Here is a 14,961-nt window from a genome sequence, read left to right as displayed (position 1 = left end):
CGGGCGTGACCGAGGTCACGAACCACGAGGGCCTACACGCGATCGGCGTGGGTGAGGCGCAACACTCGCGAACTCGTTTGTGGCAGAACGGTGATTTTTTCTTTGGGAACAAGACTTTTCGCGCCATTGAGCGACAAATGCTGCAGTGAACGCTTCGCCTGATCGTTGGGGGATCTCCTGATGCGCTACTTCACCATCGCCCTGTCCCTGCTCTGCGTGGTGCTGACCGCCCAAGCCGCCAAGGCCGACCGCCGCGTCGCCTTCGTCGTCGGCAACGGCGCCTATAAGAGCGTGGCCCAATTGCCGAACCCGCCGGTCGATGCCAAGGCCATGGCGGCAACCCTGCGAAATGTCGGCTTCGACGTCGTCGAAGGCACCAACCTCACGCGCGACAAGATGACCGAGAAGCTGCTGGATTTCGGTCGCAAGGCGCAAGGTGCCGACATCGCGGTGTTCTATTACGCCGGCCATGGCATCGCGATCGCCGGTACCAACTACCTGTTGCCGGTCGACGCCGACCTCAAGTCCGAAATGGACGTCAAACTCGGCTCGGCGATCAACATCGATGTCACGCTCGACCAGACCATGGGCGATGCGAAGGTCAAGCTGGTGTTCCTGGACGCCTGCCGCGACAACCCGTTTGCCGCCAAGATCAAGTCGAACTCGCCGACGCGCAGCGTCTCCGTGCAGACGGGCCTTGCCGAAATGAAATCCGGCGAAGGCACGTTGATCGCGTTTGCGACCGGTCCCGGACAGACCGCGCTCGACGGCGACGCCGGCGGCAACAGCCCGTTCACCCGCGCGCTGATCTCGCACATCGCCCAGCCCGGCATCGAGATCCAGCAGGCGATGACGGCGGTCCGCGCCCAGGTCAATGAGGAGACCAGCAAGGGCCAGCTGCCCTGGGGTCACACCAACCTGATCGGCGCGGTCTATCTCAATCCAGCGGCCGCGCCTGCCGCGACGGCGGCTACCGCCGGCACCACGCCGGTGGCCGCGGCGGCCGGCCAGAGCTCTGGCGAGGCTGAGCTCGAGTTCTGGCGCTCGGTGAAGGACTCCAACAAGCCGGAGGAGCTCAACGCCTATCTCGCGACCTATCCGAACGGTCAGTTCAAGTCGCTGGCGATGGCCCGCATTGCCTCGATCGAAAGCGGCGCCGTGAACACCGCGACCCGCAATGTCGGCAAGGGCGTCGATCCCGCCACCTTTACCGAGGAAGGCACCCAGGTCAGCGAGGATCAGATCGGCCTCGACAAGACCAAGCGCCGCGACGTGCAGCGCCGCCTGACGGGCCTGGGCTTCGACACCAAGATGACGGGCGTGTTCGACGACGAGACCCGCAGCGTCATGAAGCGCTGGCAGGCCGCTCGCGGCTATCCGTCGACCGGCTTCCTCACCAAGCTGCAGCACAAGGCCCTGCTGGCCGAACCGCAGCCGGCGCCGGCCACCGCGGCCGTGGGCGATGAAGCCAAGCCCCGCCGCCAAAAGCCGGCCGGCAATGTCGCCGCCGGCAGCCCGCCGCCGCAGGGAGCGCCGGTCTATCGCAATCCTCCGCCCCAGGACAACGCCGGCAACGCCGCAGGCGCGGCCTTCATCGGCGGCATGATGGGCGGAGTTCTCGGCAGCGCACTGCGCCGCTGATCGCCCGACCTTGCATGTCAGCCCGTGCCGCGAGGCACGGGCTTTTTGCTGCCTGTGAGAAGACACCGGTCGGCCGCGACAGCCGATCTGATCCACGCCGATCGGCGCGTCATCCAGCCGCGACATCATGGCGCCGGATGACATCCTCTTTGCTGAGAGCGCCCGCTACGATGGAGCTCCTGCGGTCGGGGGCCCGTTGATCGGTCGGTCGAGGCGGCGGTCCTCGACGCGGCGCTTGCGTTCGATGGCGTCGCCGATGAACGCGAGCAGTTCCTCGCGCTTGAACGGCTTCATGATCGTCGGCCGGCCGCCGATCCGATTCTCGCCGGCATCGGCGATGATCGGATCGTTCGAGTAACCTGTCATGAAAACGACCGGCAGATCAGGATGAGACAGCGAGAGCTGCCGGGCGAGTTCCGGCCCGCTGAGCTGCGGCATGACCACGTCGCTCAGGACCAGGTCAACGGCATCGGCGTGATCGCGAAGAAAACGCAGTGCCTCTTCGCCATTGGCCATGGACTGTACCGAGTATCCGGCGCGCTGCAGCATCGAGGCCGTCGCGCGTTGGGCGAGAGAATTGTCCTCGACCAGCAGGATCCGCTCGCCGCCCCGGGTCTCCCGAACCAAGGGAGCCGGCGCGGCCTCGGTCTGGATCGTTCCGTTCGCGCGCGGCAACAGCACGACGAAGCTGGTCCCCTCGCCGACCACACTCCTGACGGCGATACTGCCGCCCGCCTGCTTGACGATGCCGTAGCAGGTCGCAAGCCCAAGGCCGGTGCCGCCGCCGCGCACCTTGGTCGTGAAGAACGGATCGAAGATGCGCTCGAGATCATCGGCAGGAATGCCGATGCCGGTGTCCCTCACCGTCATCATGACATAGTCACCAGGCTCGACACCCTCGTCGCTGCGCTGGATGGTCGTGTTGGCCACCGCGATCGTCAGCTGGCCGCCCGAGGGCATCGCATCGCGGGCATTGAGGGCAAGATTCATAATGAGCTGCTCGATCTGCACGCGGTCCGCGATCACCGGCCAGCACTGCTGCTCGACCTCGGTGCTGATGTCGATGTTGCTCGGCAGAAGCCGGCTGAACATCTTCTGCAGATCCGACAGGGTGGCGCCGAGATCGACGAGCGCGAGCGTTGCCGGCTGCTTGCGCGAGAACGCGAGCAGTTGCCGCGTCAGATCTCGCCCGCGATCGACCGCCTTGATCAGCTCCATCACGTCCGGCAGGCGGGGGTCGTCGCCCTGACATTCCTCGCGCAGCATCTCCGCATAGACCATCATCACGACCAGAAGGTTGTTGAAGTCGTGCGCGATCCCGCCCGCCAGCACGCCAACCGCCTCCATCTTTTGAGACTGTCGAAGCTCTTCGTTGAGCCGCTTCTGCTCGGTCACGTCCTGAATGAGATGGAGCTGGGCCGGCGCCCCCTCCCATGTGCAACGCGACGCGCGCAGCTCGCAGCGCCGGACGACCTTGCCGCGATAGACCTCGATCTCCGAGATCTCACCTTCTCGGACCGCAAAGCTCACTCTCTCACCGATGAAGTCGTCACGCGCCTTGCCGAACAGCTCGCGGGCCGCCCGGTTGACGAACGCGACTTCGTTGTCCTGATTGGTGACGATCAGCGCGTCCGGCACGGCCTCCAACAACTGGCCGAAGTGGCGGTAGTCGCGCGGCAAGGCCTGCTTCGCCGACCCGATGAGTGGCAACCCGAGCTCCGCCGGGCCGCCGGCGCGCGCATCCGCGGGCTGATTGTAGAGCAGGACTGGGCTCGCGGAGGCCAGGGCTTGCAGATCGTCCGGGAGAGCATCGATCGCCTGCGCGAAGGCCAGGTTCATCAGGATGGTGTCGTAGGAGGTGGTCTCGAGCCTGCGACGCGCCTCCGCGATCGTCGCCACCCGGCTCATGTCGATCACGGATCCGTTCTCGCCATCACCTCCTACCGACGCGGGCAAGACTGGCGCGGACTCGCCACCAATCACCAGCACTCGGTAGTGTGATGCGTGCATGAGGAACGTCCCTGCCTAGGACTCACGTTGCGGGCTGGCAAACATCTCAGCAAGATGGTCGCGCTCCCGCGTGAACATGTAGGTGGGAGCCCCGGTCAGAATGCCATGCACATCGCGGAAGGTTGCGACCAGATGCATGCCGTGGCCGTCGATGACATATTCGCGGATGTCCTTGTCATGCTGCGTGCCGCGCATCTTCAAGATCGCCAGTCCCCTCCGCATCATGCCGTAGAGCTCGACGTAGCGCAGCAGCAAGATCATGTCGGTGATGGTCGAAATATGGGTCTCCGTGATCGACTCGCCGCCCATCAGCATCGATGTCGTGTTGGTGAAGAGACCGGTGATGCCGACCTTCTTGATATGGCTCGTCAGAGCGATGACGAATTCCCTGTAGGACTTCGGCGAGCCTGCACGTTCGAACGCCGACAGGCTGTCGACCGCCAGCCGGCTCGGCTGAAACTCGTTGATCTCCCGCTGGATGTAGAGCTGGTGATCCTCCAGCCCCATGGTCTCGGGATATCTTGCGATGATGCGGAGAAGGCCTTCCTTCTCGGCTGAATCGAAGTCGACGTTCCAGTTGGAGGCATTGCGCGTCAACTGCTCGCGGCTCTCCTCGGCCGCGATCAGCAACGCACGCTCTCCGCGTTCGATGGCGGCCTTGAGATAGTGCGTGACCATCAATGTCTTGCCGGTGCCGGTGGCACCGCTCACCAGGATGATGGAATCGCGATAGAAGCCGCCGCCGCACATCTGATCCAGCTCGGGCACGCCGGAGGACACCCGGAGGTCGCTCGAACGCTGTTTCAACTCGATCGACGACAGCGGAATGATCGCGACTCCCTCGGCGTGGTCGACCGTGAACGGATATTCGCCCTTCTGATGGGTAGCGCCGCGGAATTTGAGGATCTCGATCGTCCGCCGGCGCTTCTCCTGCTCGAGCCGGTTGCGCAGCAGCAGAACGTTGTCGGCGACGAACTCCTCGACGCCAAAACGCCCCAGCCCGCCGTCCTCGTTGAGACGCTCCATGGTGATGATGGTGGTGACGCCAAGAAGTCGCAGCGCGCTGGCGATCCGGTGCAGTTCTCGACGCACGACGTTGGAGTCCGAGAACTGAGGAAACAGCGCCCCGACGGAATCGAACACCACCCGCTTGGCGTTGACCCTGCGGATCGCATTCTCGATCCGCGCCATCAGCGCCGAGAGGTCGTAGTTGCCAGCCTCGAGCACCTCTTCGCCCTGCTCCGGGGTGGCATCGACGATCGCGATCTGGCCGTCGCGGTTCATCTTCTCGAAATCCCAGCCGAACGACGCGACGTTGCGCATCAGGTCTTCCGGAGCCTCCTCGAAGGTGACACAGACGCCATGCTCGCCGCAGGTCCTCACGCCCATGACGAGAAACTGCAGCGCAAGCACGGTTTTTCCGCTGCCGGCCGTGCCGGCGATCAATGTGCTTCGATTGAGCGGTAGTCCACCGTTCGAAATCTGGTCGAATCCGGCAATTCCCGTCCGCAACTTCTCGAGTTCGACAGCCTTACCCCCGCTCATTCCTTGTCCCCTCCTCCTTTCCAAGCTGCACCGTCGACGAATTCTGGAGGATCCCGAGTCCCAGCAGGACCTTCCTGGTGTCGCTGAGATCGCCGATGATTTTTCGCACCGGACCCGGATGGCGCTTCACCAGCGTGGGTGTCGCAACGATCTTCTCGTCTTCGGCGATCTGCGGATGTTCCAGCACATCGATGATGTCGATCTCGCAAGGGATGTTCAGCTCCTGCTGAACGATTCTGCGCAGGTTCTCCATCGCCCGCAGCGAATTCGAGGTCTGGCCGGTCACGAACAATCCGAGCTGCAGGGTCATCCCCTATCTCCCGGTGCAATGCGACGTCGGTGTCCGAGCCGGTAGTAGTCGACGAGCAGCCCCATCATCTCGATGGCGAGCAACCGGCCTTCGAACACCAGCGTGCTCGTTCGCTCGACCGTCGTCCCGCCGATCGCCTTCTCGAGTGCGACGACGTGGAGGTCGAGCAGATCGCGCGGACCACCGCCTTCATCGCCGATCCCTGTCGCAAGCCTCTCCATCGTGGGCAGCGGACGGACATGGTGGTCGGCACGCGGGTCCAGATACTCCTTGAACAGCGCCAGATATTGCTCGACCAGGCTGTCGAAGGCTCGCGGGTTGCGCTCCCGGATCGAACCGTGTCCGGCGAACTGCGCCGTGACGCTGGTGGCGCGGCCGGCCGATGACATGCCTCGATCGTTGGCAAGCGAGCGCCGGTTGTCGTCGATGCGATCCTGGCGGCGCCGCCCGGTGGCATGGATCACTGCGCGCCGCAACGACGAAGGTCCGGCGTCCGCCGTCGGGAGGTAGTCGCGCGCGCCAGCCTGCACATAGGCTCTCATGGCCTCGATATCGGACGCTCCATTGACGACAATGATCGGGATGTCCTGACCGGCCGCTCTGAGATCCTGGACATCGAGGACGCCGTGCGCGTCGGACTCGCCCAGATCCAGCACGACCACATCGATCGGCTGCTGCGCCATCATGACCTGCGCTTCGGCAATTGTTGCAACGGACAACAATTCACAGCCATCCATCATCAAGTGGCCAGTGATCGCATCCCGCATCATCTGTCCGCTCGCCGGACCACTTTCAACGAGCAGCACACGAACTGGAAGCTCAGCCTCGGGACTCATGAGACGCTCCCGGAGAGGCGTCGAAATGGCTCAGTCGGGACAATTCCAGCATGTCAGACGACGCGCGGCAGAGGCCTGCTCTTCACGACATCGCCGCTTCGCCGGGTGGGAAACGCGAGAGAACTTTGAAAGACGATTTGCAGCGACGATAGATCAGGATGGGGACGATGAGAAGAAGAAGTTCCATCATCACGTGCACTGCGCCAATTTACCACTGCGCAACGGGAAAGGACGGTTCGCAAACACCGTCAGCGGCATCTCGACGTCAATGGTAATCAGGGATGACGACGCACGACTCCGCGCTTACAGCACGGTCGACAGCAACGAAAAATTCAAGCGATGAGTTCGGCAAATGCCGAGCCCGCGGACCGAGACTCGCTCCGCCGTCAGGCCCGGCACATCGTTGTTCAGCTACAGACCCGCCGCCTTGCGCAAAGCCGCGTTGATGCGGTCCTGCCAGCCAGGACCTTCGGATTGGAAATGCTCGAGCACGTCCTGATCGATCCGCAACGTCACCTGCTCCCGCACCCCCGGGATAGCCGCCTTCTTCGGCGGCGCCTCGACCGGCTTGGTGGTGACCTTCTTGAATGCCGCTTCCGCTTCGGTGCGGGCGTCGGCCAGGGTGCGGGGACGCCGCGGCTGATCGGCCATGATCAGATCCCCTCGAACAGCGCCGTGGACAGATAGCGCTCGGAGAATGACGGCACGATCGCCAGGATCGTCTTGCCCGCATTCTCCGGCCGCTTGCCGAGTTCGAGCGCGGCCGCAATCGCCGCGCCGGAGGAGATGCCCCCGGGGATGCCCTCGTTGCGCGCCAGCGCGCGCGAGGTCTCGATCGCCGTCGCGCTGTTGATCTTGACGATCTCGTCGATCACGGCGCGGTCGAGAATATCGGGCACGAAGCCGGCGCCGATGCCCTGGATCTTGTGCGGCGAATGCTGGCCGCCCGACAAGACCGGACTCTCCTCCGGTTCGACCGCAACCACCTTGAGGCCCGGCTTGCGCGACTTGAGCACCTGGCCCACGCCGGTGATGGTGCCGCCGGTGCCGACGCCGGCGACAAAGATGTCGATATTGCCGGCCGTGTCGTTCCAGATCTCCTCCGCCGTGGTGCGGCGATGGATGTCGGGGTTGGCGAGGTTCTTGAACTGGTGCGGCATCACCGCGTTCGGCGTTGTCCGCAACAGCTCCTCCGCGGTCGCAATGGCGCCCTTCATGCCCTGCGCGGCCGGCGTCAGCACGATCTCCGCACCGAGGAAGGCGAGCATCTTGCGCCGCTCCACCGACATCGACTCCGGCATCACCAGCTTCAGCTTGTAGCCGCGGGCCGCCGCGACGAAGGCCAGCGCGATGCCGGTGTTGCCCGAGGTGGGCTCGACGAGCACGGAGTCCGGCTTGAGCACGCCGGCCTGCTCCATCGCCAGGATCATGCCGACGCCGATGCGGTCCTTCACGCTCGCCGCCGGGTTGAAATATTCCAACTTGGCGAGGATGGTCGCCTTCACGCCATGCTGCTCAGGCAGCTTTCGCAACCGCACAATCGGCGTATTGCCAAAAGCCTCGACAATTGAATCGAAAACACGCCCGCGTCCGGGACGCTGTGTCGCAGCTTGCGAGTCCATGAAATCACTCCTTGCGCGCATCGGGCGCGCGATATCGACAATGACACTGACCATCTTCAGCGAGCCTGCTGCGCTGCGCAAGCACGTTTACGCGACCTCGCCATCGCGGCATTGCACAACAAGTCGTCGCAAAATTGCGCAAAACCAACGCATTTGTGTTGCGACAAGGTCAATGAACGCGGTGTAGGTTAGACTTCAGTAGGACGAAGATTTACGGTACTGATTCGGCGGTGGCAGAGGCTTGAGCGGAATCGGCGCGACGGCATCACAAGACCGCATCAATAGACGGCATCAGCAAGATGTCATCTTTGGAATGATACAAGCAGAACGTTCGCACCGAACGGCGCTGCAGTCATAGACAAAAACAACAGACCACCAGACAAACTCTTTGTGTGACGGACCTGATATCCGCGGACGTTCGACCTGTCGGACCTGACTCGTTCGAAGTTGCCACATGCGAAGCTGACGTCATTCAAACGCAGCTCATAACAAAGAGATCGCCCAGGAGGTCACTATGTCAGCACTCGCTGATCTCGTGTCGACCGCATCGCCCCGCCCAAATCCGCGCGGCTGCGATTTGCCGACATGCCCGGTCTGCGCCGATTCCATGATTGCCGCGGAGGCGTCCGCGTATCTGGCCGACAACGCGATCAGCTATCTCTGGACCTGCGACACCTGCGGCTACGGCTTCGTCACCAAGCATTCCGTCAAGAGCCGCTTCGTCTGCAACTGAGGCGGCGATGGACCGTTCCAGGGCGCGATGCCGCAGCCATCGCGCCGGAGCGCCGTCAGGTGTTTCCGCAAGGCCCACCCCTACCAGTTGTCCCGCGCCGTCATGGCTCCCGAACGACCACGCCATCAATTGACGCGCGGCGCGATGTCACCCCGCGCCCAATCCGCCTTGGTGCGGTCGTAGAACTCCGTGAACCGCCCTTGGGCAATGGCTTCGCGCATTCCGGCCATCAGTTGCTGGAAATAAGCGATGTTGATCTCCGACAGCAGCGTCGCCCCCAACGCCTCGCCGGCCTTGATCAGGTGATGCAGGTAGGCGCGCGCGTAGCCGCGCGCCGGCGGCCATGGGCTTTCCTCGTCCAGCGGACGCGGGTCATCGGCGTGACGGGCGTTGCGCAAATTGACCGGCCCGAAGCGCGTATAGGCGACGCCGTGGCGGCCGTTGCGGGTCGGCAGCACGCAGTCGAACATGTCGACGCCGCGCTTCACCGACTCCAACAGATCGTCGGGCGTTCCGACGCCCATCAGATAGCGCGGCCGGTCGGCCGGCAGCGCCGGCACGGTGGCCTCGATCATCTCCAGCATCACCGCCTGTGGCTCGCCCACCGCAAGTCCGCCGATCGCATAGCCATGGAAGCCGATGTCGACCAGCGCCTGCGCGCTCGCCTGGCGCAACGCCGGGAGATCGCCGCCCTGGACGATGCCAAACAGCATGTAGCCGGGAGGCGCACTCTCGAAGGCGCGGCGGCAGCGCTCGGCCCAGCGCAGCGACAGCCGCATTGCCCGCTCGATGTCGGCGGGCTCCGCTGGCAGCCGCACGCATTCGTCGAGCTGCATCGCAATGTCGGAGTTGAGCAGGCGCTGCACCTCGATGGCGCGCTCCGGCGACAGCTCGATCTTGGCGCCGTCGATATGCGAGCGGAACGTCACGGCCTGCTCGGTGACCTTGCGCAGGGCCGACAGTGACATCACCTGGAAGCCGCCGGAATCCGTCAGCATCGGTCCGCCCCAGCCGGTGAAGCGCTGCAGGCCGCCCAGCGCCGCGATCCGCTCCGCCGTGGGACGCAGCATCAGATGATAGGTGTTGCCGAGCACGATATCGGCACCGGCCTCGCGTACGTCGCGCCAGTGAATGCCCTTCATCGCGCCGGCCGTTCCCACCGGCATGAAGGCGGGGGTGCGGACCACGCCATGCGGCGTCGTCAACCGGCCGGTGCGGGCCGCGCCGTCCGTGCCGAGCAGTTCGAAATGGTTGGGGAGTGGATCGCCGGGGGAGCTCATGGCCGGCTTATTGCGTCAGGACGGCCCCCGATTCAACCGCCATCGGCGGCGTTCGGCCGATAACGGCGTTGACGGCGGTTCCTACCGCCCCTATGGTCCCTGATCATGTCGACCTCGACCAAACGCACGACGAAAACCACCAAGCCCTTGCGGGCCTCGGGAGGCGTGCGCGCGTAATCGACCTCGATCGCGACCATCTTCGAACCGAAGCCCCGCCTGATGAAGGTCCGGGGCTTTTTTTATGCCCAAGTTTCAACCGGAGACTCCCCACGTGCCTCACGATCCCACCATTGCCATCGTCGGCGTCACCGGCGCCGTCGGCGCCGAGTTCATTGCCACCCTGGACCGCCGCAATGTCCGTGTCGGCAAGCTGAAGGCGCTGGCGAGCGCCCGCTCGGCCGGCCAGACCCTCAGCTTTCGCGGCCAGACGATCGTGATCGAGGAGCTCAACGAGCGCTCGTTCGAGGGCGTCGACATCGCGCTGTTCTCGGCCGGCAGCGGCATCTCCAAGAAGTTCGCGCCGATCGCGGTCCGCTCCGGCGCCGTCGTGGTCGACAATTCCTCGGCGTTCCGCATGGACCCGAACGTGCCGCTGGTGATCCCCGAGATCAACGCCCGCCGCATCCGCGACCACAAGGGCATCATCGCCAATCCGAATTGCGCCGCCATCACGGCTCTGGTGCCGCTGTGGCCGATCCACCAGCAGAACCGCATCAAGCGCGTGATCATCTCGACCTACCAGGCCGCCAGCGGCGCCGGTGCGGCGGCGATGGACGAGCTGGTGCAGTCGACCCGCGCCAACCTCAACGGCCAGGTCTACGCGCCCAAGGTGATGCCTCACCCGTTCGCCTTCAACCTGTTCAGCCACAACACCGCCATCGACCCCGACACCGGCTACAATGACGAAGAGACCAAGGTCATCAACGAGACCCGCAAGATCTTCGAGGACGAGGGCATCGCGATCGGCGTGACCTGTGTCCGCGTGCCGGTGCTGCGCGCCCATTGCGAAGCCATCACCTTCGAGTGCGAAAAGCCGATCACGGAAGATGAAGTCCGCCGCATCCTCGCCACCGCACCGGGCGTGCGCATCGTCGACGACCGCGCCAAGAACTACTTCCCGATGCCGGTCGACGCCTCCGGCCAGGACGACGTGCTGGTCGGCCGCATCAGAAAGGACCTGTCGGATCCCTCCGGCCACTCCATCGCGATGTTCGTCGCCGCTGATCAGTTGCTGAAGGGCGCCGCGCTGAACGCGGTGCAGATCGCGGAGCTCTTGCCGGAGCGGGCGATGGCGTGAGTTAGCCCGGCCGCATCTCCACCCACGCTGTCATCACCCGCGAAAGCGGGTGATCCAGTACTCACTGGCACCTGTGATCAGCTGATCCGCCACGGCGTACTGGATTCCCCGCCTTCGCGGGGAATCACAGCGGAGGTTGCCGTGACAGGCCGACTCTCACGAGCATCAATGCGCCTCTCTCCTCGCGTCATTCCGGGGCGCGCGTAGCGCGAGCCCGGAATCCATAGCCACAGGCGGTCATGGGACGGGAGATCGATGTGGCGCTTGTCTTCGCGACAACGCCTGCTCGTGGTTATGGATTCCGGGCTCATCGCTGCGCGATGCCCCGGAATGACGCTGATAGATTTTACGGCTCGACGATGCGTTCGTCCGGCTGCCGGAACAACAAGCACGCATCGCCATACGAATAGAAGCGGTAGCCGCTCTCGATCGCATGTTTGTACGCCGCCTGCATCGTCTCCAGGCCGGCGAAGGCCGAGACCAGCATGAACAGGGTCGAGCGCGGCAGGTGGAAGTTGGTCATCAGGATATCGACGGCGCGGAATCGGTAGCCGGGCGTGATGAAGATCGAGGTCTCCGCCTCGAACGGCGCGAGAGTGCCGTCCGGCAGCGCCGCGCTCTCCAGCAGACGCATCGATGTGGTGCCGACGGCGACGATGCGGCCGCCATTGGCGCGGGCCTCGTTCAACGCGTGAGCCGTTTCGGCGGTGAGGCTGCCCCACTCCGCATGCATGCGGTGGCCCTCGGTGTCCTCGACCTTCACCGGCAGAAACGTGCCGGCGCCGACATGCAGGGTCACGCGCTGCAGCCCGACGCCGCGGTCGCGCAAGCGCTGTTCCAGAGCCGGCGTGAAATGCAGGCCGGCGGTGGGCGCAGCCACGGCGCCCTCCTTGGCCGCGAACATGGTCTGGTAGTCGGCCGCGTCCTGCTCGTCCGCGGGCCGTTTGCCGGCGATGTAGGGCGGCAGCGGCGGCCGGCCGAGATCGGCGATGGCCTGGTCGAGCGCCGGGCCGTGAAACACGAAGGCCAGCGTCACCTCGCCCTCCTCGCCCTTGGCCTCGACGGTGGCGTCGAGATGGCCGAGCAGGCAGACCTTGCCCTCATTGCCGAAGCGGATCGTATCGCCGGGCGCGAGCTTCTTGGCGGGCCGCACCAGCGCTTGCCAGTGCGAGCCGTCGAGCCGCTTGATCAGGGTGGCCTCGATCTTGGCCTCGGTCTCGCGGCTGATGCGGCGGCCGGAGAGCTGGGCTGCGATCACCTTGGTGTCGTTGACGACGAGCTGGTCGCCCGGCTCGAGCCAATCGGGCAGACCGCCGACGGTGCGGTCACGCAGCACGCCGTCGCCCTGCACCACCAGCATGCGCGCGGATTCGCGCGGGCTCGCCGGGCGCAGCGCGATGTTCTCGGGGGGGAGATGGAAATCGAAGAGGTCGGTGCGCATCGTCGTTCTGGGACGACCATCGGCCCTCATCCTGAGGAGCGTGCGGAGCACGCGTCTCGAAGGATAAGGCCCGACTGTTGGCCCCATGGTTCGAGACGCGTGCTGCGCACGCTCCTCACCATGAGGGTCGAGCGCCGCGAGCGACGCTGCAGATGGGACCATGAACACGCCGAGAGGCGTGTTCATGGCGAGCGTCTCGAAGCCTATGCCGCGTCGGCGGCCATGTAGGCCTTCACGATCTTGTCCGGATTCTGCACCGGCTCGCCGCGCTTGATCTTGTCGACGTTCTCCATGCCCTCGGTGACCTTGCCCCAGACGGTGTACTGCTTGTCGAGGAAGCGGGCGTCGTCGAAGCAGATGAAGAACTGGCTGTCGCCGGAATCCGGGCTGGCGGCGCGGGCCATCGAGGCGGTGCCGCGGACATGCGGCTCGGCGTTGAACTCGGCCTTCAGCTTCTTGCCGGAGCCGCCCGTGCCGGTGCCCTGCGGACAGCCGGTCTGCGCCATGAAGCCGTCGATCACGCGGTGGAACACGATGCCGTCATAGAAGCCCTCGCGGACGAGCTCCTTGATGCGCGCGACATGGCCGGGCGCGAGGTCGGGACGCATCTCGATGGTGACGGGGCCCTGGGTGGTTTCGAGGATCAAGGTATTTTCGGTCGCAGCCATTCTGGTCTCTCAGGTTCTGGTTGAATTAATGAGGGGGGCAGGACAACGGACAGTCCGGTCCGGGGGTCTGAAATGTCGCGGCGCCTTCTCTTGTGCGGCCGCCACCCCTCCTGACGGCAATCCGAGCACAACGAGGCCCGGGCGATGCGGGTCCAGAATAGACCCAACGCGCTTAAAGCTGAAGCCGCCCCGGCTGTCGACCCGGTGGACGGCGCGTGGCAAAGGGTTCCTTAAGCGGCGGGAACCCGGCCGTGAGCGCCGGGTGCCCTGCTCCGCCCGCGTCTCGAGGGCGGTTACTTGATATCCGAGGCGACCTGGACCTTGACCATCTTGTCCGGATCGGTCACGGCGCCGCCCGCCGAGCCCGGAGGCGCCTTCTTGAGCTTGTCGACCACGTCCATGCCCTGCACGACCTCGCCGATCACCGTGTACTGGCCGTTCAGGAAGGACGCATCGCCGAAGCAGATGAAGAACTGCGAGTTGGCGGAATCGACGCTGTCGCCGCGGCGGGCCATGCCGACGGTACCGCGCTTGAACGGCGTCTGCGAAAACTCCTGCTTCAGGTTCGGATATTTCGAGCCGCCGGTGCCGTCGAATTTCTGGCCGTCGCCGGTCTGCGCCATGAAGCCTTCCATCACCCGGTGGAACGGCACGTTGTTGTAGTAGCCCTCGCGCGCCAAGGTCTTCAGCCGCTCGGCGTGCTGCGGCGCCAGGTCGGTGCGCAGCTTGATGACGATGCGGCCCTTGGTGGTGTCGATGACCAGCGCGTTCTGCTTATCGAGACCGGCGGGCAGCGATTGCGCCAGCGCCGGCAGCGCGAACACGAGAGCGAAGACGAAAGCGATAGCTCGGATCATGGAAACTCCGAAAGGATGAGAGGGGAACGCGAAAGTCGACAACCCGAGATAGGCGGGCGCCGGCCGACGGATCGTCAGACGAACTTGGCTTTCAGGGGAGCCACCACCGACGGCGGCACGAAGTGCGAGATCTCGCCGCCCATCGCGGCGATCTGACGGACGAGGCTGGCGTTGATCGGGCGAACCGATACCGAGGCCGGCACGAACACCGTCTGGATCGACGGTGCCATGGTCTGGTTCATGCCCGCCAATTGCATCTCATAATCGAAATCTTTGACGTCGCGCAGGCCCCGGATCATCAGGATCGCGCCGGTCTTCTGCGCCGCCGTCACCGTGAGATTGTCGTAGGTCGAGGCCTCGAATTCGCAGCCCGCGGCGGCGGCGACCGGCCCGAACACCTCGTGCGCCATGGCCAGCCGCTCTTCTGTGGAGAACAGCGGCTTCTTGCCGTGGTGCACGCCGACCGCGACGATCAGCTTGTCACAGAGATGGACGGCCTGCCGGACCACGTCGAGATGGCCGTTGGTGACGGGATCGAACGAGCCTGGATAGAGCGCAATGCGTTGCATGCGTCCGTCCTATACCGGCCGGAACAGCCGGGCAAGCTGCGCGGGCCGCCGGCTGGCGCAGCTGTGATGGCCGCGGCAGCGTCTCGCACGGGCCGGCCGGAACTGCAGCCGCTTACCGCGATTGTTTCGTCGGAACTTGGGCCGCGAAACAC

General features: G+C 64.8%; 15 protein-coding genes. 4 read left to right on the top strand and 11 right to left on the bottom strand.

Annotated features, from left to right (window positions below; translation table 11 throughout):
- Positions 1–180 precede the first annotated feature (180 nt).
- A complete protein-coding gene (locus ACQR1Y_RS11340) occupies positions 181–1,641 on the top strand; it encodes a caspase family protein (protein ID WP_434858988.1) in 1,461 nt (486 codons plus the stop codon).
- 165 nt (positions 1,642–1,806) lie between these two features.
- On the opposite strand, the gene ACQR1Y_RS11335 is transcribed toward ACQR1Y_RS11340, so the two are convergent.
- The 4 genes from ACQR1Y_RS11335 to ACQR1Y_RS11320 form a co-directional block, all read right to left on the bottom strand.
- Entirely contained in the window at positions 1,807–3,549 is a 1,743-nt protein-coding gene (locus ACQR1Y_RS11335) for an ATP-binding protein (protein WP_434877467.1), read from the bottom strand.
- Positions 3,550–3,666: 117 nt separating this feature from the next.
- Positions 3,667–5,196 carry a circadian clock protein KaiC gene (kaiC, locus tag ACQR1Y_RS11330; protein WP_434877253.1) on the bottom strand — a complete coding sequence of 510 codons (1,530 nt, stop codon included), beginning with the start codon at positions 5,194–5,196 and terminating at the stop codon, positions 3,667–3,669.
- Positions 5,183–5,506 (bottom strand): circadian clock KaiB family protein, encoded by a 324-nt coding sequence (locus tag ACQR1Y_RS11325; RefSeq protein WP_434858990.1) that lies wholly within the window; start codon positions 5,504–5,506, stop codon positions 5,183–5,185. The genes kaiC and ACQR1Y_RS11325 overlap by 14 nt, the downstream gene beginning before the upstream one ends.
- Positions 5,503–6,342 (bottom strand): response regulator, encoded by an 840-nt coding sequence (locus ACQR1Y_RS11320; RefSeq protein ID WP_434877252.1) that lies wholly within the window; start codon positions 6,340–6,342, stop codon positions 5,503–5,505. Before ACQR1Y_RS11320 ends, ACQR1Y_RS11325 begins: the two co-directional genes overlap by 4 nt.
- A gap of 25 nt (positions 6,343–6,367) precedes the next feature.
- Here ACQR1Y_RS11320 and ACQR1Y_RS11315 point away from each other — a divergent pair, with 25 nt between their 5' ends.
- Complete coding sequence (locus ACQR1Y_RS11315) at positions 6,368–6,685, top strand: hypothetical protein (protein WP_434877251.1); 318 nt, start codon at positions 6,368–6,370, stop codon at positions 6,683–6,685.
- A 68-nt stretch (positions 6,686–6,753) separates the two neighbouring features.
- Here ACQR1Y_RS11315 and ACQR1Y_RS11310 read toward each other — a convergent pair whose 3' ends face one another.
- Both ACQR1Y_RS11310 and cysK read right to left on the bottom strand, forming a co-directional pair.
- Positions 6,754–6,993, bottom strand: a complete 240-nt coding sequence (locus tag ACQR1Y_RS11310) for a BrnA antitoxin family protein (protein ID WP_434877250.1) — start codon at positions 6,991–6,993, stop codon at positions 6,754–6,756.
- A 2-nt stretch (positions 6,994–6,995) separates the two neighbouring features.
- Positions 6,996–7,964: a cysteine synthase A gene (cysK, locus tag ACQR1Y_RS11305; RefSeq protein WP_434877249.1), complete on the bottom strand. Its 969-nt coding sequence runs from the start codon at positions 7,962–7,964 to the stop codon at positions 6,996–6,998.
- Positions 7,965–8,478: 514 nt separating this feature from the next.
- Here cysK and ACQR1Y_RS11300 point away from each other — a divergent pair.
- On the top strand, positions 8,479–8,697 hold the full coding sequence (locus ACQR1Y_RS11300) for a hypothetical protein (RefSeq protein WP_434858995.1): 219 nt from the start codon (positions 8,479–8,481) through the stop codon (positions 8,695–8,697).
- 125 nt (positions 8,698–8,822) lie between these two features.
- Here ACQR1Y_RS11300 and tgt read toward each other — a convergent pair whose 3' ends face one another.
- Positions 8,823–9,977, bottom strand: a complete 1,155-nt coding sequence (tgt, locus tag ACQR1Y_RS11295) for a tRNA guanosine(34) transglycosylase Tgt (protein ID WP_434877248.1) — start codon at positions 9,975–9,977, stop codon at positions 8,823–8,825.
- 271 nt (positions 9,978–10,248) lie between these two features.
- On the opposite strand from tgt, the gene ACQR1Y_RS11290 reads away from it, so the two are divergent.
- Entirely contained in the window at positions 10,249–11,274 is a 1,026-nt protein-coding gene (locus tag ACQR1Y_RS11290; protein ID WP_434877247.1) for an aspartate-semialdehyde dehydrogenase, read from the top strand.
- 346 nt (positions 11,275–11,620) lie between these two features.
- On the opposite strand, the gene queA is transcribed toward ACQR1Y_RS11290, so the two are convergent.
- The 4 genes from queA to coaD form a co-directional block, all read right to left on the bottom strand.
- Positions 11,621–12,715: a tRNA preQ1(34) S-adenosylmethionine ribosyltransferase-isomerase QueA gene (gene queA, locus ACQR1Y_RS11285; protein WP_434877246.1), complete on the bottom strand. Its 1,095-nt coding sequence runs from the start codon at positions 12,713–12,715 to the stop codon at positions 11,621–11,623.
- Between the two features lie 203 nt (positions 12,716–12,918).
- Positions 12,919–13,383 carry a peptidylprolyl isomerase gene (locus ACQR1Y_RS11280; protein WP_434859000.1) on the bottom strand — a complete coding sequence of 155 codons (465 nt, stop codon included), beginning with the start codon at positions 13,381–13,383 and terminating at the stop codon, positions 12,919–12,921.
- A gap of 293 nt (positions 13,384–13,676) precedes the next feature.
- Entirely contained in the window at positions 13,677–14,240 is a 564-nt protein-coding gene (locus ACQR1Y_RS11275; RefSeq protein WP_434859001.1) for a peptidylprolyl isomerase, read from the bottom strand.
- A gap of 74 nt (positions 14,241–14,314) precedes the next feature.
- Positions 14,315–14,809 carry a pantetheine-phosphate adenylyltransferase gene (gene coaD, locus ACQR1Y_RS11270; protein WP_434877245.1) on the bottom strand — a complete coding sequence of 165 codons (495 nt, stop codon included), beginning with the start codon at positions 14,807–14,809 and terminating at the stop codon, positions 14,315–14,317.
- Positions 14,810–14,961 lie beyond the last annotated feature (152 nt).

This window comes from Bradyrhizobium sp. HKCCYLRH3099 (genome assembly GCF_051167855.1).
GTDB lineage: Bacteria > Pseudomonadota > Alphaproteobacteria > Rhizobiales > Xanthobacteraceae > Bradyrhizobium.
This window is presented reverse-complemented; position numbering and strand designations above follow the sequence as displayed.

Excerpts from the sequence above, each read along its gene's own strand:
- ACQR1Y_RS11340 (WP_434858988.1), top strand. The coding sequence starts at position 181 with ATGCGCTACTTCACCATCGCCCTGTCCCTGCTCTGCGTGGTGCTGACC.
- ACQR1Y_RS11335 (WP_434877467.1), bottom strand. The coding sequence starts at position 3,549 with ATGAGCCGGGTGGCGACGATCGCGGAGGCGCGTCGCAGGCTCGAGACC.
- kaiC (WP_434877253.1), bottom strand. The coding sequence starts at position 5,196 with ATGAGCGGGGGTAAGGCTGTCGAACTCGAGAAGTTGCGGACGGGAATT.
- ACQR1Y_RS11325 (WP_434858990.1), bottom strand. The coding sequence starts at position 5,506 with ATGACCCTGCAGCTCGGATTGTTCGTGACCGGCCAGACCTCGAATTCG.
- ACQR1Y_RS11320 (WP_434877252.1), bottom strand. The coding sequence starts at position 6,342 with ATGAGTCCCGAGGCTGAGCTTCCAGTTCGTGTGCTGCTCGTTGAAAGT.
- ACQR1Y_RS11315 (WP_434877251.1), top strand. The coding sequence starts at position 6,368 with ATGGCTCAGTCGGGACAATTCCAGCATGTCAGACGACGCGCGGCAGAG.
- ACQR1Y_RS11310 (WP_434877250.1), bottom strand. The coding sequence starts at position 6,993 with ATGGCCGATCAGCCGCGGCGTCCCCGCACCCTGGCCGACGCCCGCACC.
- cysK (WP_434877249.1), bottom strand. The coding sequence starts at position 7,964 with ATGGACTCGCAAGCTGCGACACAGCGTCCCGGACGCGGGCGTGTTTTC.
- ACQR1Y_RS11300 (WP_434858995.1), top strand. The coding sequence starts at position 8,479 with ATGTCAGCACTCGCTGATCTCGTGTCGACCGCATCGCCCCGCCCAAAT.
- tgt (WP_434877248.1), bottom strand. The coding sequence starts at position 9,977 with ATGAGCTCCCCCGGCGATCCACTCCCCAACCATTTCGAACTGCTCGGC.
- queA (WP_434877246.1), bottom strand. The coding sequence starts at position 12,715 with ATGCGCACCGACCTCTTCGATTTCCATCTCCCCCCCGAGAACATCGCG.
- ACQR1Y_RS11280 (WP_434859000.1), bottom strand. The coding sequence starts at position 13,383 with ATGGCTGCGACCGAAAATACCTTGATCCTCGAAACCACCCAGGGCCCC.
- ACQR1Y_RS11275 (WP_434859001.1), bottom strand. The coding sequence starts at position 14,240 with ATGATCCGAGCTATCGCTTTCGTCTTCGCTCTCGTGTTCGCGCTGCCG.
- coaD (WP_434877245.1), bottom strand. The coding sequence starts at position 14,809 with ATGCAACGCATTGCGCTCTATCCAGGCTCGTTCGATCCCGTCACCAAC.